Annotated in this window: 21 protein-coding genes; 13 read left to right on the forward strand and 8 right to left on the reverse strand. The window is 66.4% G+C overall.

Annotated features, from left to right (window positions below; all coding sequences use genetic code 11):
* Nucleotides 1–56 precede the first annotated feature (56 nt).
* Complete coding sequence (glgA, locus tag CIMIT_RS04470; RefSeq protein ID WP_038589755.1) at nt 57–1,211, reverse strand: glycogen synthase; 1,155 nt, start codon at nt 1,209–1,211, stop codon at nt 57–59.
* 134 nt (nt 1,212–1,345) lie between these two features.
* Between glgA and glgC the strand changes: the two genes are divergently transcribed.
* Complete coding sequence (glgC, locus tag CIMIT_RS04475) at nt 1,346–2,572, forward strand: glucose-1-phosphate adenylyltransferase (protein WP_095066759.1); 1,227 nt, start codon at nt 1,346–1,348, stop codon at nt 2,570–2,572.
* On the opposite strand, the gene CIMIT_RS04480 is transcribed toward glgC, so the two are convergent.
* Nucleotides 2,569–3,258: an O-methyltransferase gene (locus CIMIT_RS04480; protein ID WP_407919544.1), complete on the reverse strand. Its 690-nt coding sequence runs from the start codon at nt 3,256–3,258 to the stop codon at nt 2,569–2,571. The genes glgC and CIMIT_RS04480 overlap by 4 nt on opposite strands.
* Nucleotides 3,259–3,354: 96 nt before the next feature.
* Here CIMIT_RS04480 and sigE point away from each other — a divergent pair, with 96 nt between their 5' ends.
* From sigE to CIMIT_RS04495, 3 genes are all read left to right on the forward strand, one after another.
* Nucleotides 3,355–3,990, forward strand: a complete 636-nt coding sequence (gene sigE / locus CIMIT_RS04485) for an RNA polymerase sigma factor SigE (protein WP_038589764.1) — start codon at nt 3,355–3,357, stop codon at nt 3,988–3,990.
* A 77-nt stretch (nt 3,991–4,067) separates the two neighbouring features.
* On the forward strand, nt 4,068–4,406 hold the full coding sequence (locus CIMIT_RS13075; RefSeq protein WP_144311811.1) for a zf-HC2 domain-containing protein: 339 nt from the start codon (nt 4,068–4,070) through the stop codon (nt 4,404–4,406).
* Nucleotides 4,407–4,410: 4 nt separating this feature from the next.
* Nucleotides 4,411–4,830 carry a Sec-independent protein translocase family protein gene (locus CIMIT_RS04495; protein ID WP_038589771.1) on the forward strand — a complete coding sequence of 140 codons (420 nt, stop codon included), beginning with the start codon at nt 4,411–4,413 and terminating at the stop codon, nt 4,828–4,830.
* Between the two features lie 5 nt (nt 4,831–4,835).
* Here the strand turns inward: CIMIT_RS04495 and CIMIT_RS04500 are convergent, their stop codons facing one another.
* On the reverse strand, nt 4,836–5,972 hold the full coding sequence (locus CIMIT_RS04500) for an Mrp/NBP35 family ATP-binding protein (protein WP_038589774.1): 1,137 nt from the start codon (nt 5,970–5,972) through the stop codon (nt 4,836–4,838).
* Nucleotides 5,973–6,084: 112 nt separating this feature from the next.
* On the opposite strand from CIMIT_RS04500, the gene CIMIT_RS04505 reads away from it, so the two are divergent.
* Both CIMIT_RS04505 and CIMIT_RS04510 read left to right on the forward strand, forming a co-directional pair.
* A complete protein-coding gene (locus CIMIT_RS04505) occupies nt 6,085–6,609 on the forward strand; it encodes a YflT domain-containing protein (RefSeq protein WP_038589778.1) in 525 nt (174 codons plus the stop codon).
* A gap of 37 nt (nt 6,610–6,646) precedes the next feature.
* Entirely contained in the window at nt 6,647–7,393 is a 747-nt protein-coding gene (locus CIMIT_RS04510; protein WP_038589781.1) for a hypothetical protein, read from the forward strand.
* 524 nt (nt 7,394–7,917) lie between these two features.
* Here the strand turns inward: CIMIT_RS04510 and CIMIT_RS04515 are convergent.
* From CIMIT_RS04515 to CIMIT_RS04525, 3 genes are all read right to left on the reverse strand, one after another.
* Complete coding sequence (locus CIMIT_RS04515; protein ID WP_038589784.1) at nt 7,918–11,661, reverse strand: multifunctional oxoglutarate decarboxylase/oxoglutarate dehydrogenase thiamine pyrophosphate-binding subunit/dihydrolipoyllysine-residue succinyltransferase subunit; 3,744 nt, start codon at nt 11,659–11,661, stop codon at nt 7,918–7,920.
* A 116-nt stretch (nt 11,662–11,777) separates the two neighbouring features.
* Complete coding sequence (locus tag CIMIT_RS04520) at nt 11,778–15,506, reverse strand: ABC transporter ATP-binding protein (protein ID WP_038589786.1); 3,729 nt, start codon at nt 15,504–15,506, stop codon at nt 11,778–11,780.
* Between the two features lie 5 nt (nt 15,507–15,511).
* Nucleotides 15,512–16,399, reverse strand: a complete 888-nt coding sequence (locus CIMIT_RS04525; RefSeq protein ID WP_051904798.1) for a hypothetical protein — start codon at nt 16,397–16,399, stop codon at nt 15,512–15,514.
* Between the two features lie 93 nt (nt 16,400–16,492).
* Here CIMIT_RS04525 and CIMIT_RS04530 point away from each other — a divergent pair, with 93 nt between their 5' ends.
* Together CIMIT_RS04530 and CIMIT_RS04535 are read left to right on the forward strand one after the other, a co-directional pair.
* Nucleotides 16,493–18,064, forward strand: a complete 1,572-nt coding sequence (locus CIMIT_RS04530; RefSeq protein ID WP_038589789.1) for a carboxylesterase/lipase family protein — start codon at nt 16,493–16,495, stop codon at nt 18,062–18,064.
* A gap of 79 nt (nt 18,065–18,143) precedes the next feature.
* Nucleotides 18,144–18,965, forward strand: a complete 822-nt coding sequence (locus tag CIMIT_RS04535) for a hypothetical protein (RefSeq protein ID WP_038589792.1) — start codon at nt 18,144–18,146, stop codon at nt 18,963–18,965.
* Here CIMIT_RS04535 and CIMIT_RS04540 read toward each other — a convergent pair whose 3' ends face one another.
* On the reverse strand, nt 18,966–19,472 hold the full coding sequence (locus tag CIMIT_RS04540; protein WP_231910349.1) for a hypothetical protein: 507 nt from the start codon (nt 19,470–19,472) through the stop codon (nt 18,966–18,968).
* A gap of 121 nt (nt 19,473–19,593) precedes the next feature.
* On the opposite strand from CIMIT_RS04540, the gene CIMIT_RS04545 reads away from it, so the two are divergent.
* From CIMIT_RS04545 to CIMIT_RS04565, 5 genes are all read left to right on the forward strand, one after another.
* Nucleotides 19,594–20,799: an MFS transporter gene (locus CIMIT_RS04545; protein WP_038589794.1), complete on the forward strand. Its 1,206-nt coding sequence runs from the start codon at nt 19,594–19,596 to the stop codon at nt 20,797–20,799.
* A 3-nt stretch (nt 20,800–20,802) separates the two neighbouring features.
* Nucleotides 20,803–21,798, forward strand: coding sequence for a nucleoside hydrolase (locus CIMIT_RS04550; RefSeq protein ID WP_038589797.1), 996 nt, complete (start codon nt 20,803–20,805; stop codon nt 21,796–21,798).
* Between the two features lie 75 nt (nt 21,799–21,873).
* Nucleotides 21,874–22,650, forward strand: a complete 777-nt coding sequence (locus tag CIMIT_RS04555; protein ID WP_038589799.1) for a hypothetical protein — start codon at nt 21,874–21,876, stop codon at nt 22,648–22,650.
* Nucleotides 22,640–23,323 (forward strand): energy-coupling factor transporter transmembrane component T family protein, encoded by a 684-nt coding sequence (locus tag CIMIT_RS04560; protein WP_038589803.1) that lies wholly within the window; start codon nt 22,640–22,642, stop codon nt 23,321–23,323. Before CIMIT_RS04555 ends, CIMIT_RS04560 begins: the two co-directional genes overlap by 11 nt.
* Nucleotides 23,314–24,402 (forward strand): ATP-binding cassette domain-containing protein, encoded by a 1,089-nt coding sequence (locus CIMIT_RS04565; RefSeq protein WP_051904799.1) that lies wholly within the window; start codon nt 23,314–23,316, stop codon nt 24,400–24,402. Before CIMIT_RS04560 ends, CIMIT_RS04565 begins: the two co-directional genes overlap by 10 nt.
* Before the next feature lie 152 nt (nt 24,403–24,554).
* Here CIMIT_RS04565 and CIMIT_RS04570 read toward each other — a convergent pair whose 3' ends face one another.
* Nucleotides 24,555–25,808, reverse strand: a complete 1,254-nt coding sequence (locus CIMIT_RS04570; RefSeq protein ID WP_038589806.1) for an ATP-binding protein — start codon at nt 25,806–25,808, stop codon at nt 24,555–24,557.
* Nucleotides 25,809–25,924: the final 116 nt, after the last annotated feature.

The raw sequence follows: 25,924 nt of genomic DNA on the forward strand, positions 1-25,924 counted from the left end.
AGTTCAAGTTCCTCATACGGATCTAATCGACAATTGACGCAGCTTACGCGAAACCGCTACAGCAAGGTTGTGTACACGTCCACGGTTTCCTGCGCGATGGTAGCCCAGGAGAACTTCTCGCGAGCACGCACAAGGCCGGCCGCGCCCATGCGCTGCGACAGCGCGGAATCGCCCGCGACCTTGTTCACCGCCTCGGCGAGGTCGCGCTCGAAGGTCGTCGGGTCATCCTCGGCGTAGTCGACCAGCACACCGGTCTCGCCATCAACGACTACCTCCGGGATGCCGCCCACGCGGGAGGCCACCACGGCTGTCTCGCACGCCATCGCCTCCAGGTTGACGATGCCAAGCGGCTCGTAGATGGAGGGGCACACAAAGACGTCGGCGGCGGCGTAGACCTCGCGGATCTTTTCCGGCGGCAGCATGTCCTTGACCCAGAACACCCCGTCGCGTTCGGCGCGCAGCTTTTCGACGAGCGCCTCGGTCTCCGCCGCGATCTCCGGGGTGTCCGGCGCCCCGGCGCAGAGGATGAGCTGAATGTCCTCGTCGAAAAGCTGGGCGGCCTTGAGCAGGTGGGGCACACCCTTCTGGCGGGTGATGCGGCCGACGAACGCGGCGATCGGCTTGTTCGGATCTACCCCGAGCTCTTCTGCGATGGTGGTCTCGCCCGGGTACCAGTTGCCCGGGTCGATGCCGTTGAGCACGACGTGGACCTTGTCCGGCTCGATGCGCGGGTAGGCGCGCAGAATCGCGTCCTTCATGCCGGAGGACACGGCGATGACCGCGTCCGCGTACTCCATGGCGTTCTTCTCGCTCCAGGAAGAGACGTTGTAGCCGCCGCCGAGCTGCTCGCGTTTCCACGGGCGGTCCGGCTCGAGCGAGTGCGCGGTGACCACGTGCGGAATCTCGTGCAGCTGCCCGGCGAGGTGACCGCCCAGGCCCGCGTACCAGGTGTGGGAGTGGACGACGTCCAGGCCCGCCGCGGCATTCGCCATCCGCAGACCCGTCGACAACGTCTTGATTGCGCCGTTGGCATTTTCCAGCTCCGGGTCCACCCCGTGGACGAAGACGCCTTCCATGTCGCGGGGCGCACCCATGCAGTGCACGTCAACGTCGACAAGCTTGCGCATAAAGCGCGTTAATTCCGTGACGTGCACGCCGGCACCACCGTAAACCTCCGGTGGATACTCTCTGGTCATCATTCCGACTCTCATAGGCCCCGAGGATAGTGACGAATTCGAATCGCTGCACTGATCGTGCGCCAAGCGTGGGACCACTAGCCCCGAAGTGGTGAAAAAACCCACACGGCGCGGCGATCCACTGCACGATGTGGGTATTTTCAATACGCTTGAGAAGTGTGAGAAGCCAGCCAAGAGTTCTAGCCATTGTCCTTGCGGGCGGCGAAGGGAAGCGACTGTTCCCGCTGACTGCCGACCGCGCGAAACCCGCCGTGCCTTTCGGCGGCAACTACCGCCTGATCGATTTCGTCCTGTCCAACCTGGTCAACGCCGGGTACATGCGTATCGCGGTGCTGACGCAGTACAAGTCGCACTCGCTCGACCGCCACGTGGCCACCGCGTGGAACGTCTCGGGTCCGACCCCGCAGTACATCGCGTCTGTGCCCGCCCAGCAGCGGCGCGGCAAGCGCTGGTACAACGGTTCGGCGGATGCGATCGTGCAGTCGCTCAACCTGATCTACGACGATAAGCCGGACTACGTCTTGGTCTTCGGCGCGGACCACGTCTACCGTATGGACCCGTCGCAGATGGTGGAAAACCACATCGCCTCCGGCAAGGCCGCCACCGTCGCCGGGATCCGCGTGCCGCGCGCCGAGGCGACCGCCTTCGGCTGCATCCAGTCGGAGCCGGACGGCACGATCACCGAGTTTTTGGAAAAGCCGGCGGACCCGCCGGGCACCCCGGACGACCCGGAGATGACGTTCGCCTCCATGGGCAACTACGTCTTTTCCACCGAGGCGCTCGTCCAGGCACTGCTGGAAGACGAGCAGAACGAAGACTCCGCGCACGACATGGGCGGCGACATCATCCCGTACTTTGTCAACCAGGGCCAGGCGAACGTCTACGACTTTTCCGAGAACCACGTGCCCGGTGCCACGGAGCGCGATAGGGGCTACTGGCGCGACGTCGGTACCATCGACTCCTTCTACGAGGCACACATGGACCTGATCTCCTCGCACCCGGTGTTCAACCTCTACAACAGCTCCTGGCCGATCCACTCCACCGAAGACGGCAACCTCCCGCCGGCCAAGTTCGTCATGGGCGGCATCGCGCAGGAATCCATCGTCGCCTCCGGCTCGATCGTCTCCGGCGCGACGGTGCGCAACTCCGTGCTGTCTACCGACGTGCGCGTGGAAGAGGGCGCGACAGTGGAAGGCTCCGTCCTCCTGCCGGGCGTGCGCGTGGGTAAGGGCGCGGTCGTGCGCCACTGCATCCTGGACAAGAACGTCTACGTCTCCGACGGGGAGCTGATCGGGGTGGACATGCAGCGCGACCGCGAGCGCTACCGTGTCTCCGACAACGGCGTGGTTGTCGTGGGCAAGAACGAAGTGATCTAGCGCTTCGTCAGAAGCGTCAGGCCCCCGTCGAGGGGCAGACGCGTGACCACGCCGTCGTGCTCGGCGGCGAACTCTCCCACGTAGTCGTCTGCCGCGCGTGCGGCTGCGGTTTCGCGGTCGCGACGCGTGGCGTCGGCAAGCGTGCCGTCAAGCAGCGAGCCGGCCAGCACGAGGGTGCCGCCGGGGGCGAGCAGCGGCCACGCGGCGCGGATGATCGGTTCCAGTTCGACCGGCGAGACATCCGCGTAGATGAGCTGGTAGGCGCTCTTGGCGAGCCTGCCCATCACGTCGAGCGGGCGCGCGGTGAGGAAACGTACTCGCGAGGCCGAGTACCCGCCCGCGCGGAGTGCCTGCTTCGTGCCAGACTGCAGCGTAGCCTCAGGCTCGATGCAGGTCAGCGTCGCCTTATCCGGCAGGCCGCGCAGCATGCTCAGCCCCACCACACCGGCCGCAGGGGTGACCGCGACCGCGCCGTGCGGGGCGCCATCGCGCGAACCCGTCGCGGCAAAGCTGGTGAGCAGGGCGCACACGGTGGCGGAAGGCACCGCCACACCGTTTTCCTCCGCCTCGGTGCGCGCGAGGCGCATGCCTTCGGCGGCTTGCTCCGGGGCGAGCGCGTCCGCCGCGGCGCGCTTGTTTGCGTAGGCGATCATTTGGGAAAAAGCTGTCTCACTCACACCGCACATCATAGCCAGGCCGCCTGGCGCGTGGCAGTGGATACCCGTGAAAATGGTGGAGGTAACTGCTTGCCGGATAACCGGCGAATCTGTCACAATGGTTGGGTGCCTCCTTCCGACTCCACACGCCAGCCCGAAACAGCCGACCAACAACCGGACGCAACACCAAAGTCCGGAACCGCTGCGTTTGACGCTGGGCAGGCGGGGATGCCGAGCTGGGCGGAACTCGTCGCGGAGCACGCCGATAGCGTCTACCGCCTGGCGTACCGCCTCTCCGGCAACCAGTACGACGCGGAAGACCTCACCCAAGAGACGTTCATGCGTGTCTTCCGCAGCCTGAAGAACTACAAGCCGGGCACCTTCGAAGGCTGGCTGCACCGCATCACCACCAACCTGTTTTTGGACATGGTGCGCCACCGTGCCACCATCAGGATGGAGGCGCTGCCCGAAGACTACGAGCGCGTCCCCGGCACCGACATGACGCCGGAGCAGGCATACACGGTGTCCAACCTAGACCCGGCCCTGCAGCATGCACTCGACGAGCTCAGCCCCGACTTCCGCGTCGCGGTGGTGCTCTGTGACGTCGTCGGCATGACCTACGAGGAGATCGCGGACACCCTGGGCGTGAAGATGGGCACGGTGCGCTCGCGCATCCACCGCGGCCGTATCCAGCTGCGGGAATCGCTCGAGCGCCAGGCCGAGCACGACGACTCCGCCCACGACCTCATCCGGACACGCTAGTTGCCCCTGGCGGCGTTTGGCCGGGCCAGGGCGTAGGCTGGTGCCGTCGAGAAGTGCGAGAGGAGTGTGAGCAAGTGGTGCACAAGCGCTTTTCTTCCACCGAGCACCTGAGCCCGGAGGCGATCGCCGCGTACACGGACGGCGAGCTGGGCGAGACCGCCATGCGCAGGGCGCGCCTGCACCTGCTGCAGTGCGTCGAGTGCTGGGCTGAGGTGCTCACGCAGCGTCGCACGGCGCAGCGCGTGCGCTGCTGCAACGACGAGGAGTTGCACGCCCCGCAGTCGCTGGTGGAGCGCCTGACCCAGTTGCGCCACGAGGATCTCGCAGCACACGATGCGCCCGCGGCACCCGGCGGGGTGTTGGATAAGATGGAAATGATGTTTCGCACGTTGCAGCGGCGCGGGGAGAAGGAGTAGGGCAGTGTTTTCCAGCATCGGTTGGGGCGAGATCTTCTTCATCATCCTGCTCGGCCTGATCATCATCGGGCCAGAGCGGCTGCCGGGCGTGCTCGAAGACGTCCGGGCAGCGATCTACGCGGCGCGCAAGGCCATCACCAACGCAAAGGCCGAGCTCAACGGCGAGCTCGGCGAGTTTGAAGAGTTCCGCCAGCCCATGGAGACGGTGTCCAAGTACGCGGCTATGGGCCCGAAGCGCGCGATTACGCAGATGCTTTTCGACGGCGACGAGCACGCCCTCGACGACATCGACCCCCGCACCGCACTCAACGATTCCCCCCAGGCGCGCACCCCGAAACCGCCGGTGAAGCGCAATGCCGACGGCTCACGCCGCCAGGATCCGCCCGCATCCGGCGGCGGGTTCTCCTGGGCGGATATCACCTAGCGGGCTTATTTTACCTGCGGGTTGAGGCTCTTGCCCGCGAGCGAGTCGCGGCGCACCTTGAGTTTTGCCGCCACATCGGCGATGGCGCGCGCGGCGGGGGAGTCCGGCTGGGAGAGGACGACGGGGGTGCCCTCGTCGCCGTTTTCTCGCAGCTTCGGGTCCAGGGGGATGGAGCCGAGCAGCGGCACCTCGTCATCGGTGAGCGCGGTGAGGCGCTCGGCGACGTGTGCACCGCCGCCCTCGCCGAAGATGTGCATGGTAGAGCCGTCCGGCATGACCATGCCCGACATGTTCTCAATCACGCCCGCGATCGGCTGGTTGGTTTGCTGCGAGATGGTGCCAGCGCGCTCGGCGACCTCCGCGGCAGCGGCCTGCGGGGTGGTCACGATGAGCAGCTCCGCGTTGGGCACCAGCTGCGCTACGGTGATCGCCACGTCGCCGGTGCCCGGCGGCAGGTCCATGAACAGTACGTCCAGGTCGCCCCAGTAGACGTCGGCGAGGAATTGCTGGATGGCGCGGGTGAGCATCGGGCCGCGCCACACGATCGGCGCGTTGCCCTCGACGAACTGGCCGACGGAGATGTGGCGCACGTTGTGCGCAATCGGCGGCATGATCATCTCATCCACCACGGTCGGTCCTTGGTCCTGCGAGCCCATGAGTCCGGGGACGGAGTGGCCGTAAATGTCGGCGTCGACAATGCCGACGGACAGCCCCTGCGCGGCGAGCGCGGTGGCGAGGTTGACCGTCATCGAGCTCTTACCGACGCCACCCTTGCCCGAGGCGACCGCGAAGACGCGGGTGCGCGAGTTGGGGTCCGCGAACGGGATCTCCGGGCCGGTTTGCTGGCCGCGCAGCTTCTGGGCGAGCTCGCGGCGCTGCTCATCGCTCATAGTGTGCAGCGTGACGTCGACCTTGCCCACGCCGTCGAGTTCCTCGAGCACGGCGCGCGTGTTGGACTCGATGGTGTCGCGCATGGGGCAGCCGGCGATGGTGAGGTAGACGCCGACGGCGACATCGGCACCGTCGATAGCCACGGACTCGACCATGCCGAGCTCGGTGATCGGTTTGCCAATTTCCGGGTCCTCGACGCGAGCGAGCGCCTCGTACACCGCGGATTCTGTAATGGGAGAAGAAGCAGTCATAACAGCCCCAGTATAGGGTGGTGCGTCGGCCTCAGCCCACCGCGCCCCGCTGTCGGGGCGCGCGAAGTACAATGGTGGTTTTGCAGAGACCCGTAGAAAGTGAGCACCACGCATGGCTACCCCGAACCCCCGCCAGCTGCAGTCCCGCGAGATCCCGACCGGCTGGCCGGTCGGCAGCTTCCGCACCTACGCCGAGGCCCAAGGCGCAGTCGACGCGCTCTCGGACGCGGAATTCCCCGTGGAAAAGCTCACCATCGTCGGCGTCGACCTGATGCAGGTGGAAAAGATCACCGGCAGGCTCACCTGGCCGCGGGTGTTGGGTGGCGGTGCGCTGTCCGGGATGTGGTTCGGCCTGTTTATTGGCTTGCTGGTTGGCGTGTTTTCTCCCGGGGACGCGCTCTGGTCGATCCTGATGATGTCGCTGTTCATCGGTGCGGTCTTCGGCGTGATCTCCGCTGCGGTGGCCTATGGGTTCACCGGCGGCAAGCGCGACTTCTCCTCGGCCACCAACATCGTGGCGGGCCACTACGACGTGCTCGCCGAGCAGGACGTGGCGATGCGGGCGCGTGACATGATCGCGTCGATGAGCCGGCAGAGTGGGCAGCCGCAGGCCCAGCCGGAGCAGGGCGAGCACTAAGCTAGGTACATACATGTGGAAAGGAAGGTGCGCTGCGATGCGTGATGCGCTGCGCCGAACGACGGCGATACTGGTGGCGGCATCGGGCGCGCTGAGCCTGACAGGCTGCACGGGCAGCGAGGCCTTTGCCAACTTCGGCGTGCTCCAAAACGACGGGCAGCAGACCCTGTCGATCGGTGTGAACCCCGAGGACTCGGAGCAACTAGTCGTGGGCGAGATCTACAACCAGGTGCTTGCAGCATACGGGCGCCCGGTCGGGATTGCGGCGAACACCAATTTTGCGCAGCGCAGCGCCATGGACACGCTGCGAGAGGACGACATTGACCTCGTGGTCAGCTGCACCGGTACGCTCCTCTACGACTTCGACCGCGCTACCGCCGAGACCTACATCACGGACGACCAAGAGGCACCGCAGGCCCCGAACGCCGAGCGGGCGGACGAGGTCTACGCATCACTGGTGGCCACCTTCCCGCACGACATCCGCACGGTCGACCCTTCACCGGCCCAGGGGTGCGCCGATAGTGAGGCCGCGGCCGCCGGCCTGCCGCAGAACTTCGTCCCGCTGTTCAAAGAAGGCAAGCTGAGCCGGCGGGAGATCAAGCGCTTGAACTTTATTACGCGCGTGATGGCCACCAAGGACATCGAGGAGATGGCCGAGCGCGTCGATAATGGCGAGCTTGTGCGCGACGCCACCAGGGAGTGGCTCATGGAGTACGCCAGCATCAACCCGGATAATCCGCAGACGCAAAGCACGGACGACGCGAAGGCAGAGCCGCCCGTCTAACCTGACTGGTTTGCCGACTGGTCGCCCGTTGATGGGATTTACGCCGGGGACCGTAATACGGATTTGGGACGAGTGGTCTTCCTAAATGGAGCTAGCTCCATCTGGGGCTGCGCCGGTTGCAACAGCCCAGGTCGCGGGTTGACGGTTTTCCCAAACGGAGCTAGCTCCATTTAGACCTGCGCCGCCCGCAAATCCCCAGGTCGCGGGTCGACGGTTTTCCCAAACGGAGCTAGCTCCATTTGGACCTGCGCCGGCTGTAAAACCCCAGGTCGCGGGCTGACGGTTTTCCTAAACGGAGCTAGCTCCATTTGGACCTGCGCCGTCGCGAGTACCTCGCCGCTAGCCGTCAGCCGTTCCCGGCCGCGGAAGACAGAAGACCCCAAAACCGGCCCGCCAGCCCTGCACTCATTTGAACCAAGTCAAGGCGAAGGTGGAGCCGCCCATCTAAACAACAGCGAAAAAGGGGACCGGCCCCGGGGATAATCCCCGGGGCCGGTCTTTTGGCGTGTGCGCGAAGCACGGGCCTACTTCTTGAAGGCCTCCTCGAGCAGTGCCTTCTCCTCCTGCTGGTGCACCTTCGCCACACCGGTTGCGGTGGTGGACTGGGAGCGGCGGGAGACGCGGACCATTTCCGGCATGTCCGGGATCAGGTTGCGCAGGTGCTCGTTGTAGAACGGCCATGCACCCTGGTTGGCCGGCTCGTCCTGCACCCAGCGGATCTCCTTCGCGTTCGGGTAGTTGGCAAACGCGTCGCGCAGGCGGTTGAACGGGATCGGGTGGAGCATCTCGATGCGGATGATCGCGACGTCGTCGCGGCCGTCCTTCTCGCGCTTCTTCTCCAACTCCCAGTAGATCTTGCCGGAGCAGAGCATGATCGTGGTGACCTTGTCCGTGTCCGCGATCTTCTTGTTGCCGCGCTCGACGAAGTTCGGGTCGTCGATGACGGACTGGAAGCGGTCCACCTCGATGAAGTCGGACGGCTGGGAGACTGCCGCCTTGTTACGCAGCATGGACTTCGGGCTGAAGACCACCAGCGGGCGCTTCATCTCACCGAGCGCCTGGCGGCGCAGGAGGTGGAAGTGGTTAGCCGGGGTCGACGGCTGGGCGATGGTCATGGAGCCCTCGGCGACAAGCTGCAGGTAACGCTCGATGCGTGCCGAGGAGTGGTCCGGGCCCTGGCCCTCGTAGCCGTGGGGGAGCAGCAGCGTCAGCGAGGACAGCTCGCCCCACTTGGTCTCGCCGGAGGAGACGTACTCGTCGATGATGGTCTGCGCACCGTTGGCAAAGTCGCCGAACTGCGCTTCCCAGGCCACCATGGCGTCCTTGTTACCCAGGGTGTAGCCGTACTCGAAGCCCATGCCCGCGAACTCGGTGAGCGCGGAGTTGTAGACCTCGAAGCGGCCGCCGTTTCCGGCCTCGATCGCGTTGTGATCAAGCGGGTTGAAGGCTTCGCCGTTCTCCGGGTTGTACAGGACCGCGTGGCGCTGGGTGAAAGTACCGCGCTGGGAGTCCTCGCCGGCGAGGCGGACGAACTTGCCCTCCTCGGCTAGGGAACCGAAGGCGAGCAGCTCGCCCCAACCCCAGTCGATGTCGCCGTCGGCAAAGGAGCCGCCGCGCTTCTTCATCACAGACTTCAGACGCTTGTTCGCGGTGAAGTCCTCCGGCAGGTCCACGAAGGCCTCGGCGAGACGCTTGAAGGTGTCCTCGCTGATCGAGGTGTCCAAGCCGCGGGTGAGCTCCTGCGAGTCGGTGATACCGGTCTGCTCGCTCGGCTGGCCCTTGTTCTCCTTCACGTCGGTGAACACGGAGTCCAGCTGGTCGTGGAAGTCCTGTGCGGCCTTCTCTGCGTCCTCAGCGGTGATGTCGCCACGGCCGATGAGGTCCTTGGTGTAGCGGGTACGCACCGAGTCGTGGTTGTGGATGCGGTCATACATCACTGGCTGGGTCACCGTCGGGTCGTCGGCCTCGTTGTGGCCGCGCAGGCGGTAGCAGATCAGGTCGATGAAGACGTCCTTGCCAAACTCGCGGCGGTACTCGGTGGCCAGCTGGGCCACCCATGCAGCTGCCTCCGGATCGTCGCCGTTGACGTGGAAGACCGGGCAGTCGAAGCCCTTAGCCAGGTCGGTGGCGTAGAAGGAGGAACGGCCGGAATCCGGGGTGGTGGTGAAGCCGATCTGGTTGTTTACCACGATGTGGACGGTGCCGCCGACGGAGTAGCCCGGCAGGCGAGACAGGTTCAGGGTCTCCTGGACCACGCCGAGGCCCGCAAAGGAGGCGTCGCCGTGCAGCATGATCGGGACAACCGGGTTGTCCTCGCGGATACCGGCTTCCTTGAGCAGGTCGGCCTTGGCGCGCGCCATGCCCACCAGGACCGGGTCGACGGCCTCGAGGTGGGACGGGTTGGCGGCCAGGGAGACCTTGATCTCGCCGTCGCCGAACATCTGAATGTGCTGGCCCTCGAAGCCGAGGTGGTACTTCACGTCGCCGGAGCCGCCCTGCTGGGCTGCACGCATGTTGCCCTCAAACTCGTTGAAGATGGTGGCAACCGGCTTGCCAACGATGTTGAACAGGACGTTCAGGCGGCCGCGGTGCGGCATGCCGATGACGACCTCGTCGAGGCCCTGGCCTGCGGCGGTGTCGATCACGGCGTCCATCAGCGGGATGAGGGTCTCTGCACCCTCGAGCGAGAAGCGCTTCTGGCCCAGGTACTTGGTCTGCAGGAAGTTCTCGAAGGCCTCGGCGGCGTTGAGCTTCTGCAGGATGTACTTCTGCTCCGCGCTGGTCGGCTTCGGCATGCCGATCTCGAGGCGGTCGCGCAGCCACTCGCGCTCGTCGCGGTCCATCACGTGGGTGAACTCGGCACCGACGTGCAGGGTGTAGGCGGCGCGCAGGCGCGACATGACCTCACGCAGGGTCATGGTCTCCTTGCCGCCGAAGCCGCCGACGTGGAAGGTGCGGTCCAGGTCCCAGATGGTCAGGCCGTGGGACTCGAGCAGCAGGTCGCGCGAGTCCGGCACCGGCAGGCCTGGCTGGTGCCAGCGCAGTGGGTTGGTATCGGCGATGAGGTGGCCGCGGGAGCGGTAGGCCTGGATGAGCTGCATGACGCGGGTGTCCTTGTTGACACCAGAGTTCGGCAGATCCTGTGCCCAGCGCATCGGGGAGTAGGGGATGTTGAGGGCGGTGAAGATCTCGTCCCAGAACTTGTCGTCGATAAGCAGCTGGGAGATGTCGCGCAGGAACTCGCCGGACTCCGCGCCCTGGATGACGCGGTGGTCGTAGGTGGAGGTCAGGGTGACCAGCTTGCCCACGCCGAGCTCCGCGAGACGGTCCTCGGATGCGCCGGCGAACTCGGCCGGGTAGTCCATGGCGCCGACGCCGACGATGGTGCCCTGGCCCTTGGTCAGGCGCGGGATGGAGTGACGGGTACCGATGCCGCCCGGGTTGGTCAGCTGAATGGTCACGCCGGAGAAGTCGTCCATGGTCAGCTTGCCGTCGCGGGCGCGGCGAACAATGTCCTCGTAGGCGTCAATGAACTCGTCGAAGGCGAGCTTCTCGGTTTCCTTGATCGCGGCGACGACCAGCGAGCGGGAGCCGTCCTTGCTCGGCAGGTCGATGGCCAGGCCGAGGTTGATGTGCTCCGGCTGCACTGCGAAGGACTTCTTCTCGTCCTCCTTGTAGTTCTCGTTCATGGCCGGGTGCAGCTTGGTGGCCTGGACAATCGCGTAGCCGATGATGTGGGTAAAGGAGATCTTGCCGCCGCGGGTGCGCTTGAGGTGATCGTTGATCAGCGAGCGGTTCTCAAACATCAGTTTGACCGGCATATCGCGCACGGTCGTGGCGGTGGGAACCTCAAGGGACTCGTTCATGTTCTTGGCAATCGCCTTGAACGCGCCCTTGAGCAGGTGATAGCCCGGCTCCACCTTCACGTCGTTGATGCCATCAAGCGGCGACTTCTTCGGCTTGGGCAGCGCGGAAGTCTGCTTGTTGGAGGTGGCCTTCGCCTTCTTGGCGGCGCTGTCGACCTGGGTCTCGCGGCCATCCTGGCTTGGGGCGCCAGTGGTGGCAGCGACCTTCGCGTCGGTCTTCGGCGCGGAGGCCGTGTTGGCCTTGCCTGCGCCGCGCTTCGCGTTGTTTGCAGAACTGGGGCCGCCCTTGGCTTTAAAGAACTTGCGCCACTCCGCGTCTACGGAATTTGGGTCCTCCTGGTACTGCTGGAACATCTCGTCAACCAGCCAATCATTCTGGCCGAACGTGTTATCGCTGCTCACGGCAGGTCCTCGCCTCTTTCTGTCGGGTACGATCTCGAGTGTTTTCTAGACTGTAATTCTCTTGGTCAGTAGAGCGTTAAAATCTCTACTGCATTCTTCCACGACACCATTGTTGCCTACCCCCGATCTCGGTTAATTGCCCACATTTGGGCGTACTTTCCTGCCGAGTTCACGAGGGCTTCGTGTGTCCCGCTCTCTATGATACGTCCTCCATCAATCACGATGATTCGGTCGGCCCGTTTCGCGGTCAGCAGCCGGTGCGCCACGATAATTGAGGTGCGCCCGGCCGTCGCGCGGTCGGCGGCGTTGAGCACCGCGTGTTCGGTGGCGGGATCGAGGGTGGCGGTGGCTTCGTCGAGAAGCACGACGTCCGGTCGCAGCATTTCCGCGCGCGCGAGTGCGATGATTTGGCGCTGACCCGAGCTTAAGCCCCGGCCGCGCTCGCCTACGGGCGCGTTGAAGCCGCCGGGGATCGCCGCGATGACATCGAGCGCACCGAGCCTGCGCACCGCGTCCTCAATTTCGGCCTCGCGCCCGCGCACTGCGTCGCCGATGTCCCAGCCGTAGGCGATGTTATCGGCAACGGTGCCGGGGAAGAGGTAGGACTCCTGCGGCACCTGGGCGAGCGCCCGCCGCCACGCGGGCAGCGGGAAGTCGCTGATATCGGTGCCGCTTGCGGTGATGCGGCCGTGAGTCGGGTCGTAGAAGCGGGCCAAAAGCTTGACCACGGTGGATTTGCCCGCGCCCGTCGGGCCTACCAGGGCGATCGTCTCGCCGGGCTGGACGCGCAAGCCCATGTCCTCGATGACGAGGCGCGGAGCCCCATGCTTGTCGACGCCCCCGTATCCAAAGTCCACCCCATCCAGCGCCAGCACGCCGCGGGCGGCCTCGGCGGCGGTCGGGTTGGTGCCGTGGTCGGGGACGGTGGTGCGCTCGTCGAGAAGCTGCGTGATCCGCTCGAAGCTCACGGTAGCCTGCTGCCAGGAGTCGAAGATCTGGCCCAGCTGCTGAATCGGCCCGTAAAGCTGGCCGAGGTACATGGTGAAGGCGACGAGCACGCCGACGGAGAGCTCGCCTTCGGCCACGCGCTGCGCGCCGACGCCGACGACGGCGGCCGTCATGATCTGCGAAATCGCCTGCATGCCGGGGAAGTAGGCGGCGAGCAGCGCGACCGAGCGCATGCGCAGCCGCCGGTAGTGCAGAGAGGCGCGGGCAAAGGCGTCCTCCGCGCGGGGCTCGGCGTTGTACATTTGGGTGACGCGGATGCCGCCGATGAGCTCGGCGAACTCGCCGTTGACTGCGGAGATCTGCGTGCGCGCGGCGCGGAAGAAGCGGCGCGAATAGTGGCGGAAGACAAGTGTGGCCGCAACAATCACCGGCACGGCGCTTAGCGCGACGAGTGTGAGCTGTCCGTCGGTGGCCAGAAGCATCGCGGAGACACCCACCAGGCTGCCGACTGCCACGATCGCCTGGGCCAGGCCCGTTTGCAGGAAGCTGGAGAGGGTATCGATGTCGGTAGTCAGGCGTGTGATGATGCGCCCCGACAGGTGCCGCTCGAAGTAGCTTAAGCCCAGCTGCTGCAGGTGCGCGTACGAGCGCAGCCGCAGCCCGTAGAGCAGGCGCTCGCCGCTGCGCGCCGACAGCACCGTCAGCCACACGTTCGCGCCCCACGCCACCAAGACCACGCCGAAAGCGGCCGCGGCGATGGTGAAGAGCGCCTGCGTATTCGCTGGGGCGATGCCTCGATCGATCGCCGCGCGGATCAGCGTCGGGAAGGCCAGGTCCGCCAGCACCCCGATGACCAGCAGTACGACCGTCGCCGCGATCAGCCCGCGCACCGCGCGGAACAGCTGCGAGACCTTGAACTCGTTGCCCGCACCCGTCGGTGTGCGCAGGCGCGCAAGCGTGGCCTCGTCCAGCCCTGGTGTCTCGTTTGCCGGGGGCAGCTTCTCGACGTTCGCGAGCACCTCCCGGTTCGCCACCACCGCATGCGGGCCGGCGTTTGCTGCGACGCGCCTCTCAGGTGCGTCCACGGCCGGCCACAGCTGGGAGTGTGTCGGTTTCGAGGAGGCGCCCGCGTCAGCGCCCGGGGCCATGAAGCGCCGGTAGGACTCGGTGGCGACCACCTCGTAGCGCGGCCCCTCGGCGATCACGGTGCCAGCCTCGAGGACGAGCACCCGGTCGGCGTGGTCGACCGTGGACTGGCGGTGCGCGACGGTCAGCACTGCGACATCGCCGAGTTCCGTGCGGAGGTTGTGCAGGATTTCGGCTTCGGTGGCGGCGTCGATGGCGCTGGTGGCGTCGTCAAGCACGAGCACCTCCGGCCGCGAGATCAGTGCCCGGGCGAGCGCGATGCGCTGGCGCTGCCCGCCGGATAAGGTCAGGCCCCGTTCGCCGACGGTGGTGTCGTAGCCATCTTCAAGCTGCTCGATGAACTCGGTGGCGCAGGCGAGCCGGGCGGCCTCGTGTACCGCGCGAGTGAGCGCGTCGCCGCGAAGGCTGGGCGGCGCGCCGAGCGCGATGTTGTCGAAGACGGAGCTGGAGAACAAAAATGCGTCGTCGAAGACGCAGGTGACTCGCGCGCGGAGTTCGGCGGGGGAGAGGTCGGCGTAGTCGGTGGGGGTGCTGTGGGCCTCGATAAGCAGGCAGCGCCCGGCGTCAGGGTGATAGAAGCCGCCGGCGAGCTGCACGGCCATGGTTTTGCCCGCGCCGGGCGGGCCGACCATCGCGAGCGTTTCGCCGGGGGCGACGCGGAAGCTGACCTCGCGGAGCACGGTGGTGCCGCCGGTTGCGAAGGTGACGCGTTCGAAGGCGAGCCCGACGGGGCCGGCCGGTGCCTGGCCCTGCGCCAGGGTGGTGTGCGGGGCGAGCGCGAGGACCTGGTCGAGGCGGCTGAAGCTGCTCATCCCCATTTGCAGGCGCACGTACTGGTTGGTCAGCATGGACATCGACGAGGTCAGCGACGTCAGATACGCGGTAAACGCGACGAACGTGCCGATGGTGATCCCGCCGCTGATGACGATGAGGCCGGCCGCGATGATCGTGATCACCAGCGCCACATTCGGCAGCTGGGTCAGCAGCGGCTGGAAGCGCGCCGTGAGCTTGGCCGCCCGCATCTTCACTGCGTACAGGTGCCGGCCCAGGGCATCAAGCTTGTCGACGCCCCGTTGCTCCCCACCAAACGCCTTGACCACCCGCACCCCGGAAATGGTCTCTTCGACGTGCTCGGCCAGATCCGCGGTGGCCTGCTGGTTGACCCAGGTCGCCGCGTAGAGCGCTTTGCGGGAGCGGTTCGCCTCCCACAGAATCACAGGCAGCAGGCACAGTGCCATCGCGGTGAGCGAGAGGTTCATGGTGCACATCACCACGAGCGTGCCGGCAAGCTGCATCGCGCGGGTGAAAAACATCGGCGTTTGCCCCAGCACCATCGCGTACTGGTTCAGATCCGAAATCGAGCGGGAGACGATCTGGCCGGTGACAATATCGTCCTGGCCTTCGCCGTCGAGCCGGTGCAGGGTGCGCAGAAGCTCCAGGCGCAGCCAGTGTTGTGAGGTCGCGGCGAGGTGGCCGGAGGCGTAGCGTCGCAAAGCGCCGAGCGCGTAGGTGACAAGCGCGATGCCCACCATCGCCCAGGCCGTGGCGGTGGTCGAGCCCGAAGCATTGCCGGTGGCGATATCCACCGCGCGGCCCGTGAGCGCTGGCAGGAATACCTGCAGTATCGCGGCGAGGGTGGCGGTGGCGAAGGCGAGCGCCGTGGAGGTGCGGTTGGCCGCAAAGGAACGGCGCAGCAGCGCGCCCCCGCGGTGTGCGGCGGGGGCGTCGTGAAGCGAACTCTGCTGCGGCATAGGCGCTAGTTTTTGGTGGCCTCGACCGCGGCGTCGACGTTGGCGCGCTCCTTCTCGTCAGCGTCCTTGCGGTCGAAGAGGTTGCGGATCCAGGCTGCGTAGGACTTCGGGTCGAGGCTCAAACCCGCAGTCTCCTTCTCATCCTTCTCGCGCGGCGGCAGTGGGGTGGCAAAGGTTGCCGGGACCGGGGCGAGCGAGGCCGAGACACGGGAGATGATCGCGTCGGCGAGCTTGCGGTTCGCCGTCGTGCCCGCGATCGCGCCGAGGCCCAGCGGCAGCATCTTGCCGATCCACGCGCGGCGCATCCGCTTGCGCAACGTTTTCATCGCGCTGCGCGCCAGCATGCCGTTCGCCTCGGCCATACCTGGTCCGGCGAAACGGTTGAGCGTGGAGCGCGACGGCAGGCGCGTCGCGTTTTCCCCGACGAAGGTGTCGACGACGGCGAGGCCCTCGGCGTCGGCAAGCACGGTGAGCACCATCGAGCGGCGCTGCTCCGGGTCCTCCGGGTCGTCGCCGCGCAGGTACGCCGAGGCCACCGTGTAGAAAGCGGCCAGGTCCAAGAAGAGGACCGACTCGCCGGCCACCGCGGCCGAACCGGTGATCAGGCCCACCCCGGGCACGGCGGCCGCAGCACCCACGCCGGCACCGTTGGCGGAGACGGTGTTGCGGAAGTGCGCATCCATCCGCTCCTGCACCTGGGCCGGGGTGGCGTCCTCGTCCTGGCGGCGCAGCCAGTCGACGTAGGCGCGGATCGTGCTGGTCTGCAGCTGGACTGCCTTTTCCACCGCGTTGATAAACGCGCGGCCAATCGGGCCGGAAACCTCCTTGAGCTCCGCCAGATTTTCCGGCTTGGCCTGCTCGACGGCCTTCTTGCGGCGCGAGAAGACTCCCATATACCTCTCCTTTACCGTCCTTTAGTGCAGTATGTCTGCTCCATTCTGCTACATCGGGCGGCCGCGGGGCGAAAGCTCGCTAGTCTGGGGGCTATGACAAACGCCGAGGAGCCAATCGCCGTTACCACGGCCGGCCGCGTGCGCGGCGAGGTGGATCCGCGCACCGGCGTGCGCACCTTCCGTGGCGTGCCGTACGGTGCCACCACTGGCGGAAACGGCCGCTTCCGCGCCCCGAAACCCGTCGCGCCATGGTCCGGAATCCGGAATGCCACCGCGTACTCCGCGCCCGCCATGCAGGGCTTCTTCGGCTGGACCGACAACGTGATTGGCACCGAGGACTGCCTCACCCTCGACATTGTGCGCCCCAACAACGACGAGGAACTGCCCGTGGTGGTCTACTTCCACGGCGGCACCTTCGTTACCGGTTCCAGCCACGAAAAGGTGCTCCAAGGCCACTACCTGGCCGACACCACCGACATCGTCTACATTTCCGTCAACTTCCGGCTCGGCGTGTTCGGCTACCTCGACTTTCGCAGCATTGGCGGCGACTGCGTGGCCAACCCCGCCATCTTGGACCAGATCCTTGCGCTGCGGTGGGTCCACGACAACGCCGCCAACTTCGGCGGCGACCCCGGGCGCGTCACGATTATGGGCGAATCCGCAGGCGGCGCCGGGGTCATCCACCTCATGTGCGCGCCCGCCGCCCGCGGCCTGTTCCACCGGGCGATCGCGCAGTCGCCGCCCGTGGCCAGCGTGCACTCGCGTGTCCAGGCGGCCATGTGGGTGCGCAAGCTTCTCGACGGCATGGGGCTGCCACCCACCTCCACTCTCGAAGACCTGCGCGCCGCCGACGCCGAAGCACTCGTGCGCGTCGGTCAGTCCATGCTGCTCAACCGCAAAGAGCTCGTCCTGTTTAATACCAGCTTCATGCCGACTGTCGACGGCCACACGCTGCCTGCGCACCCCATCGACGTGTTCCAACGCGGCGACCAAGCCGCCGTGCCCCTGATCATCGGCACCAACTCGGACGAGGCCAGCTTTGCCAAAGCGCTTTACCAAACCAACAAGTCGCGCCTGAAAGCCGCACGCCGGGCGCTCGGCGTCTACGACCCGGCCAACTCGGACGCGGTGCTGGCCGCCTACGACCACGTGGACGCGCGTCGCAAGTTCGCGGCGCTGATTGCCGACGCCGTGTTCTGGGCACCGTCCGTCATGCTCGCCACCGAACACCGCCGCAAGGCCCCGACGTGGATGTACCGCTTCGACTACGCCTCGACCACGATGCGCCGCCTGGGACTGGGCGCGATGCACACCTCCGAGCTCACCGCCGTCTTCGGAGATGCGAAGGCGACCCGCGCCGCCAAACTCGACCCCTTCCCGAAGCAGGCCGACTTTGACGAGGTCAGCGCCGCCATGCAGTACCACTGGGGCTCCTTCTTTCACAACGCGCACCCGGGGGAGAAGTGGCCGATCTACGGCTTCCGCAGCGACACCGAGCCCGGACGCGCCACCGCGGTCTTTTCGGCCTCCTCCTACGTGGAGTATGACCCGAAGGCGGCGCAGCGGCGCGCCTGGGAGAGCTTTGACATGCGCGAATGGGGGATGCACCGCCAAGATCTCATCGATTCCCTCGCGAAAGAAGCCGACACGGCCGGGCCGGTGTGAGCGGAAGTGCTGACGTGGCGCGGTGTTCCTCGCTAGGCTAGGACGGGCTTGGACTGGAGAGTGGAAGGAAACCGCCGCCATGAGCTTTTTCGAGGACATTGCAACCAGCCTTGACCGTGAGGGAATCGAGTCCCGCGTCCACGACGAGACGATGTTCGTGCCGATCACGTCCGAGGTGGAAATCCAGTTTGTGGAGATCGACCCGCTGCTGCCCGCCGCCAACGTCTACATCGCCGCCGCGGACGTGGACGAGGACGACGAAGAGTTCGAGGCAGCGCTGGTTTCCGTGGTGTTCTCGGTGGAAAGCGCGGTGGCAACCGTCGCCGAGCACATGGCGACCGACCAGGTCATCACCATCCTGCGCGACCTGCTCGAAGGCACCGACGAGCGCATCGAGGACCTCGAGTTCTACCCGGACCGTCTGAACAACCAGCTGGTGCGCGCCGAGGTCGGCGAGAGCGCCGAGCTGCAAGTCCACGTCGAGGTCGTCGACGCGACGGCGACGGCCACCGTGACGTTTATCGCTCTGTCCGACAACTACGACGACCTCATGGACGACGCGATCGGCGAGCTGTGGGAGTCCGACGGTGACGCCGAGCTGACCGAGGAAGACCGCCTGCGCCTGTTCGAGACCATCCACAGTGAGGCCGTCTCCGAGGCGGAGGTGCTCGATCTGGGCACGTTCACCGACGTCGACCGGCTCTTCGACGTCCTCTCGCTCGCCGCAGACCAGGCCGAGGAGTGGGAGGGCCAGCTGTTGCCGCTCGAGGATGAGGACGACGAGCTGGACATCTACGACATCTTCGGCCAGGACGACGAGGAAGTCGACGAAGAAGACGAGGATGACGCCGACGCCGAGGATGACACCGCTGACGACGAGGACGCAGATTCCGAGGACTAGCTACGCGGCGGTCAGCCCCTCAAACATTGAGGGTGGTGAGGCGACCGGGGCGAAGTCGCCGTCGGTAAGCCACACGTAGTTGGCGGTGCGCGGCGAGGGCAGCTCGTGGATCGCGTCCACCGCGTCGCGGGGGACGAGCGCGCGGACCCAGGCCTCGGCGAGCCGGCGGTCGGTGGGCAGCCCAGACGGGTCCGAGATGCGAACCTCAATGAGGAAGGCGGGGACTCGCGTTTCGCCGAAGCCGCGGATGCGGGCCTGCGCGCGCGGGCCGACCCTGCGGCGGGTGATCGCGATGGTGAGCTCCGTGCCGTGACTGAGCTGTGGGAGCCAGGGGAGCCGCTTTGTCGGCGGACGCCAGCTCGCGCTCTCGCGGGCAAGCGAGCGCGGGTGGTGGATGATCGCGCGCAGCCGGTCGACCACTTCGGGCTCGGTGGCGTGGATGTGCTCGGCAAGTGCTGCGGGTGTGTGGCTGACAGGGGCGGGTGTACTGTGCTTGAAATTCATCATGGTTGGCACTCTAAAAGGCGACCCGAACATAGCCACGGGAAACTCGAACGTCTGTTTTAATCCCCGGTGCAATACCTACGGCAACTGCCCTTTTGCTTGGCGACGGGCTACGCTACTCGCAATGACTACGCCTGCCCCTCGCCTTCAGCCAACCCCCGCGCCGAAGATCCCCCGCACGATCTGGGTGCTGGTGGGTGCTGCGTTCATGATCGCGCTGGGCTACGGCTTCATCGCGCCGATCCTGCCGCAGTTCACGGCGAGTTTTGGCGTGTCCATGGCGGCCGCGGGCGCGGTGGTCTCCGTCTTCGCCGCGGCCCGGCTTCTTGGTGCGCCGGGGGCGGGGTGGCTCGTCGATAAGCTGGGCTCGCGCCCGATCTACATCACGGGCCTGTGCGTGGTGGCGGTTGCGACCTTCTTCGTCGCCTTTGCCACTGCGTACTGGCAGATTTTCGCGCTGCGCTTTATCGCCGGTTTTGGGTCGACGATGTTTACGCTCTCGGCGCAGGCGCTGATTGTGCGGGTGACGCACCCGTCGATACGCGGGCGCGCGAACGCGGTCTACGCTTCGGCGTTTCTGCTCGGCAACATCATCGGGCCCGTCGTCGGTGCGGCGCTGTCCTTCCTCGGCTTCCGCATCCCGTTTGCGGTCTACGGGCTGATGGTGGGGGCGGCCGCGCTGTTTGTGTGGGCGGCGACCCGCGACCCGCAGGGCAAGGCGCAGCTGCCGCCGCCGCTGCCGCCGATGCAGCTCACCAGCGCGTGGCGCATGCCCACCTACCGCGCGCTGCTGTCGTCGGCGTTTACGCACGGGTGGGTCAACTTCGGCACGCGCGTGTCGGTCCTGCCACTGTTCGCCGCCGCCTTCTTTACCAACGGCGGCGCGGCGGCCGGGTTCGCGCTCACCGCCTTCGCGCTGGGCACTGCGGTGACGCTGCAGTTTTCCGGCAGGCTCGCGGACAATCTCGGTCGCAAGCCGCTGATCGTCGCGGGTTTGGCCGCAACGGCGCTGTTTACCGGATCGATGGGACTGGCCACCTCGGTGGTGCCGCTGCTGGTGCTTTCGGTGCTCGCGGGTGTGGGCAGTGGGCTGATCGGCCCGGCGCAGCAGGCGTCGTTGGCGGATATCATCGGCAACGACCGCTCGGGCGGCAAGGTGCTTTCCACATTCCAGATGGCGCAGGACGCGGGCCAGATCTTCGCGCCGATCGTGGTGGGGCTGCTCGCGGAGGCCTTCGGGTTCGGGGTGGCGTTTGTGGCGTGCGCGGGGATTGCGGTGGCGTCGATAGGCATCTGGCTTGCGTTTGGTAAGGAAACGAAAAGGAGCTAACCCATGAGAGTCCTGCTTGATTGCGATCCCGGCATCGACGACACCTTTGCACTGATCTACCTTGCGGCGGCGCACCACGCGGGCGAGCTTGAGCTCGATTGCGTGACCACGACCGCGGGCAACGTGGAGGCGGTGCAGTGTGCGCAGAACGCCGCGTGGATCCTTGCGCAGTGCAACCTGCCCGCCATCCCGTTGGCCGCGGGCGAGGCGCAGCCGCTTGAGCTGGTGCTGACCACCACCCCCGAGACCCACGGCGAGCACGGGCTGGGCTACGCCCACGCCCCGGAGCGGCACGTCGCGAGCGACTGGGATCTGCTCTGGTGCGACGCGATCGAGCGCGGCACAGACGACCTCCACCTCATCGTGACGGGCCCGCTGACCAACCTGGCCACCTTCGCGCGCCGCCACCCGCGCCACTTTGCGAGCCTGCGTCACATCACCGTGATGGGAGGGGCCGTCAACTACCCGGGCAACACCACCCCGACCGCCGAGTGGAACTTCTGGGTCGACCCGCACGCCGCCGCGGAGGTCTTCGCGCGCACGCCCGTGCCGATCACCCTGTGCTCGCTGGGGGTGACCGAGCAGTTCGTGCTCGACCCGCCGCGGCTGGACGCGCTGGTCGGCGCGCTGGGGGACACGCCTGTCGCCGCCGTGCTGCCCGAGATCACGCGCTTCTACTTCGAGTTCCACGAAGACGTCGGCGAGGGCTACTGCGCGCAGCTGCACGACCTGCTCACCGTGCTCATCGCGCTCGGCCGCATCGAGGTTTCCGCCCTTGATGCCACCATCGACGTCGAAGCCGTAAGCGAGCTTATGCGCGGCACCGTCGCCGCCGACCTGCGCGGCATGTGGGAGCGCGAGCCGAACGCGCGAGTGGTTACCGCCGCAGACACTGACCGCGCCTGGCCGCTTATCGACGCCGCGTGCACCCTCCACGCCCGCTTCACCGCCGGCGACGCAGACCTCAAAGCCGGCTACCACTTAAAGGCCGAGGAGTAGCTGCTACACTTACCGCGCTACAGCTTCGCCGAGGTGACATAGGCGAGGCCTTTGGACCGACTTTTGGGAGCCTTCATGTCACAACCGTTTTCCACTTCCGAATGGACACCCGCGCGCCGCGCCCTCGTCGCCGCCGGTGCCCTGATTATCGCCGCAACCTGGGTCTACCTGGTGCTGGTGCGCCCGACCGACTGGGAGAGCGTCGGCGGCGCGACCGAGGCCACGCTCACCCTCGCCGGCTACGGCATCGGCACGGCCCTGCTGCTGATCGCCACCGTGCCGATGCTGCCAGCACGCACGCTCGGGCTGATCCCGCTGGCGATCATCATCAACTCCGTCGTTGGCGAGATCGTCGGCTCGATCGGCCTGCCGCTCTACCTCGACTCCATCGGCACCGTGCTGGTCGCCGCGCTCGCCGGGCCGGTGGCGGGCCTGACCACCGGCGCGCTGAACAACGTCGTGTGGGGCCTGCTCAACCCGGCCGCGCTGCCCTTTGCCGCGGGCGCGGCGCTGATCGGCTACCTCGCCGGCGTGTTCATCCACCGCTTTAACGCGCTGTCGTCCATCGTCCGCGTCGTCGGCTTCGGCATCGTCCTGGGCCTGATCGGTGGCATGGTCGCCGCCCCCGTTGCCGCGTTCGTCTACGGCGGCACCGCGGGCGTGGGCACCGGCGCGCTCGTCTCGCTCTTCCGCGAGATGGGCGGCTCACTCATCGCCTCGGTGACCACGCAGGCGTTCATCTCCGACCCGGTAGACAAGGTCATCGTGATGGTCGTGGCCTACCTGGCCGTCAAGGCGCTGCCGCAGCGCACCGTGCGCGCCTTCGCCCCACGGACCGCGGATGCCGCTTAACCCGCTCACCGCGCTCGTTGTCGGCGGGTGCGGGTGGATCCTGGTCTTCGGGCTCAACAGCCCGGCAGCCAGCGCGGTGATCGTTCTTGTCGCGTGCGCGCTCGGCGTGTGGCGCACGCGCAATGCGTCCGTGCCCGCGGCGGTGGTTGCGCTCGCCGTGCCGGTGGGACTCTCGATGCTGCTCATCCACGCCCCCTACGGCACGCATCGCATCGCGCCGCTTTTGACCTCCGACGGACTCGCCGTCGGGGGAGCGCTTGCCCTGCGCTTTTGCGCGTTGATGTCGTGCATGATCGCGGCCGTGGCGTGGATCCGCATCCCGGACCTAGTCAAGGCGGTGCAGGTGCTGCCCGGCGGCAACAAGCTCGCCTACCTGGCGGGCGCGACCTTGCAGCTCGTGCCGCAGGGCCACGCCCAGGTGAAGACAGTTCGCGACGCCCAAGCGCTCAAGCGCACCCCCATCACCGCCCGCAACGCGATCACACACCTTGTCCTGCCGGTGCTCACGGCGCTGCTCACACACGGCTCCGCCCGCGGCACGGCGCTGGAGACGGCCGGCTACGATCTGCCCGGCGCCCGCACCGTGCTGCGGCCCGTGCCGGATTCAACCCTGCAGCGCGCTGTGCGCTGGACGCTGCCGGTGGTCTGCGTGGGGGTGGCGCTGTGGATCTAACGCAGCTCGCCCGCGCGCTGGAAACCCACGACCGCGTCCAGGTCATCGGCCCCTCCGGATCCGGCCTGACCCGACTCACCGAACAGATCCACGAGCACTGGCCGCACGCCGGCGTCGTGGGCCAGGACGCCAGCGCGCACGTGACCTACCTGCGCGACACCGTCATCGAGGAGGTCGCGATCGGACTCGAGCAGCGCGGAATCGCACGCGCCGAGATGCAGGCCCGCTGCGAGCGGATCCTCGACCGCGTCGGCCTGTCGCACCTCGCCGAGCGCAACCCGGCCACGCTCTCCGGCGGGGAGACTCGCCGCCTCGCCATCGCGACGGTCGCTGTCCTCGAGCCCGAGCTGTTGGTGCTGGATTTGCCGTTCGCGGGGTTGGATGTGGCGTCGGCAAGCATGGTGCGCGAGCTGATCGCGCACTCGCGCGCGGTGATCACCGGCTACCAGCCGCGCGACATCGACGCCGTGAGCATCTCGCTTGCCGACGCCCCACCCACCGCACTGCCCGCACCCGTCGCTGCTGGCGAGCGCATCGAGCTGGGCGACGTCACCGCTGCCCGCCTCGCGCCGCAGCGCAAGTGGTGGCACTTCCGCGAGCGGACCGGCGAGGCCTTCCGCGTCGGCCCGGTGCCGCTCGCCCCGCGTAGAGGCGGGGTGGTGTGGCTGCGCGGCGCAAACGGGTCGGGCAAGACGACGCTGCTGCGCGCGCTCGCGGGCCTCGACGGCCACACGCCGATTATCGACGCCTCACTCGCGCTGCAGCGCGCCGCCGACCAGGTCGTCGAAACCACGGTCGCCGAGTTTGCCGGCGGCGACTCCCAGACCCACCCACTCGACCTGCCGCAGGCCGAACTGCGCCTAGCCCAACTGCGGCAAGTCTTCGGCCAAGGCCGCGAGCTCGTGCTTCTCGACGAGCCCGACACCTCCCTCGATCCCCGCGGCCGCACTCTCGCACACGCGGAGATTGCGGCGGGCCTGCGCGCCGGGCAGGCGGTGATCCTGACCTGCCACGACGAGAGCTTCGTCGACGAGGTGTCGGCGTACGCGGTGGTGGAATCGGTCGTGCTCGACGGGTAGTGCCTAACCCTTATTAGACGCGGGTCAGGTCCGTGAATACGCTTGTGGTGCTGCGTAAACCTGCAGGTTACGGGTGTCGTACCCGCTTCTGCAACGGTTTTATACCCGACTTTGCAATTCCGGGAGATTGGTTTGATTAGCTTCTGTTACCGCTAAGCGGTCAGGGTGCCCAAAGGAATCACGTGCACTCCGCTAGGAAGCGTGTATGCATATTCCGTGGCAGTGATGATGGCTAAATATGCAGGCGACCCGACCTTGTTGGTGTCGACACGCTCGTCACGGAGTTTGATGAGGTTTGCTTCGGCTTGTGGGATCTGCGACGCCCCGAGTTTTACTTCGCAGGCACCCCACTTGCCGTCCTCGGGGTATTCGATGATGGCGTCAACTTCAAGGCCCGTGTTGTCGCGGTAGTGGTAGACGTGCCCGTGCTGGAGGGCGGATGCAGCGCGGAGATCTCGGATGACCATGGACTCGAAGATCTGGCCGAAGAACTCCGGGTCGTTCGCGAGGCGGTCAACGCCGATACCCAAGGCGGCACAGGCCAGGCTGGGGTCAGCGAGGTGGAGCTTCGGCGAGGTGCGCAGTCGTGATTTGGATCGAAGCGCGACGCTCCAAGGCTGCAACTCGTCGAGGATGAAAATCCGGGTAAGGGCCTGGAGGTAAGTGGAGACCGTTTTCGGATCGACTGTTGTGGCATCCGAAGACACGTCTGCAGCGAGTGTTTTCATCGTTGCTTCGCCAGAAATATTCCGAGCGACGGATTCCAAGGTCCGACGAATGTGTAGCTGGTTGTGACGTGTGCCAACGCTTTCTGGTACTTCCACGTCGAAGACATTGTCCAGGTATGAGCGGTTAAACATGACCGCCTGCTGGGTGCTGGCACCGAGTAAGCCTGGCCATCCGCCGCGAACGGCTTGTTCGGCCATGCCCTTATAGGTGAGCTTGGAAGCTCCGTTCACGCCAACTCCCGGTTGCAGTGCTGCCAGGCTTACCTGGTTTGTCGACGCACCAATCTCCGCGAGCGACATTGGCCGCATCCTTAACCTTGCAAAGCGTCCCGCGCCTGAATGGCGCGTGGTGTCATCGGCTGGCGCCGCTGACCCTGAAAGGATGAACTCCCCGCGTCCTTGGCGGTCGTCGATCTCATGGCGGATGGCGTTCCAGAGGGAAGGCGCGAGCTGCCACTCATCAATGAGGCGAGGGGTTGGACCATCGAGTAGGGCTGCGGGGTTCAATTCGGCGAGCGTGATCAGCTCGGGGGATCGGTCGAGGCGTACAGAACTTGCAGCCTTTTGGAGGGCGGTGGAGGTTTTTCCGCATGCACGCGGCCCCTCAAGGAGGACGCCTCCCATGAACTGGAGGGAGTCCTCCAACACCTGATCTGCAAAGCGCGAAAAGTACTGCATATGGGCACTGTACCCGATAATGCAACGATTTTATACCCGCTTGTGCAATAGTTTTATACCCGACTTTGCAACGGTTTTATGCCCGTTTCTGCAATTCGTTAATGATGGGAGACTCC

Origin of the sequence: Corynebacterium imitans, assembly GCF_000739455.1 — a bacterium.
In the GTDB taxonomy this organism is placed as follows: domain Bacteria; phylum Actinomycetota; class Actinomycetes; order Mycobacteriales; family Mycobacteriaceae; genus Corynebacterium; species Corynebacterium imitans.

Excerpts from the sequence above, each read along its gene's own strand:
- CIMIT_RS04500 (WP_038589774.1), bottom strand. The coding sequence starts at position 5,972 with ATGACTGCTTCTTCTCCCATTACAGAATCCGCGGTGTACGAGGCGCTC.
- CIMIT_RS04530 (WP_038589789.1), top strand. The coding sequence starts at position 16,493 with ATGACAAACGCCGAGGAGCCAATCGCCGTTACCACGGCCGGCCGCGTG.
- CIMIT_RS04525 (WP_051904798.1), bottom strand. The coding sequence starts at position 16,399 with ATGGGAGTCTTCTCGCGCCGCAAGAAGGCCGTCGAGCAGGCCAAGCCG.
- CIMIT_RS04570 (WP_038589806.1), bottom strand. The coding sequence starts at position 25,808 with ATGCAGTACTTTTCGCGCTTTGCAGATCAGGTGTTGGAGGACTCCCTC.
- CIMIT_RS04555 (WP_038589799.1), top strand. The coding sequence starts at position 21,874 with ATGTCACAACCGTTTTCCACTTCCGAATGGACACCCGCGCGCCGCGCC.
- glgA (WP_038589755.1), bottom strand. The coding sequence starts at position 1,211 with ATGAGAGTCGGAATGATGACCAGAGAGTATCCACCGGAGGTTTACGGT.
- CIMIT_RS04560 (WP_038589803.1), top strand. The coding sequence starts at position 22,640 with ATGCCGCTTAACCCGCTCACCGCGCTCGTTGTCGGCGGGTGCGGGTGG.
- CIMIT_RS04545 (WP_038589794.1), top strand. The coding sequence starts at position 19,594 with ATGACTACGCCTGCCCCTCGCCTTCAGCCAACCCCCGCGCCGAAGATC.
- CIMIT_RS04535 (WP_038589792.1), top strand. The coding sequence starts at position 18,144 with ATGAGCTTTTTCGAGGACATTGCAACCAGCCTTGACCGTGAGGGAATC.
- CIMIT_RS04520 (WP_038589786.1), bottom strand. The coding sequence starts at position 15,506 with ATGCCGCAGCAGAGTTCGCTTCACGACGCCCCCGCCGCACACCGCGGG.
- CIMIT_RS04510 (WP_038589781.1), top strand. The coding sequence starts at position 6,647 with ATGCGTGATGCGCTGCGCCGAACGACGGCGATACTGGTGGCGGCATCG.
- CIMIT_RS04550 (WP_038589797.1), top strand. The coding sequence starts at position 20,803 with ATGAGAGTCCTGCTTGATTGCGATCCCGGCATCGACGACACCTTTGCA.
- CIMIT_RS04505 (WP_038589778.1), top strand. The coding sequence starts at position 6,085 with ATGGCTACCCCGAACCCCCGCCAGCTGCAGTCCCGCGAGATCCCGACC.
- CIMIT_RS04540 (WP_231910349.1), bottom strand. The coding sequence starts at position 19,472 with ATGATGAATTTCAAGCACAGTACACCCGCCCCTGTCAGCCACACACCC.
- CIMIT_RS04480 (WP_407919544.1), bottom strand. The coding sequence starts at position 3,258 with ATGTGCGGTGTGAGTGAGACAGCTTTTTCCCAAATGATCGCCTACGCA.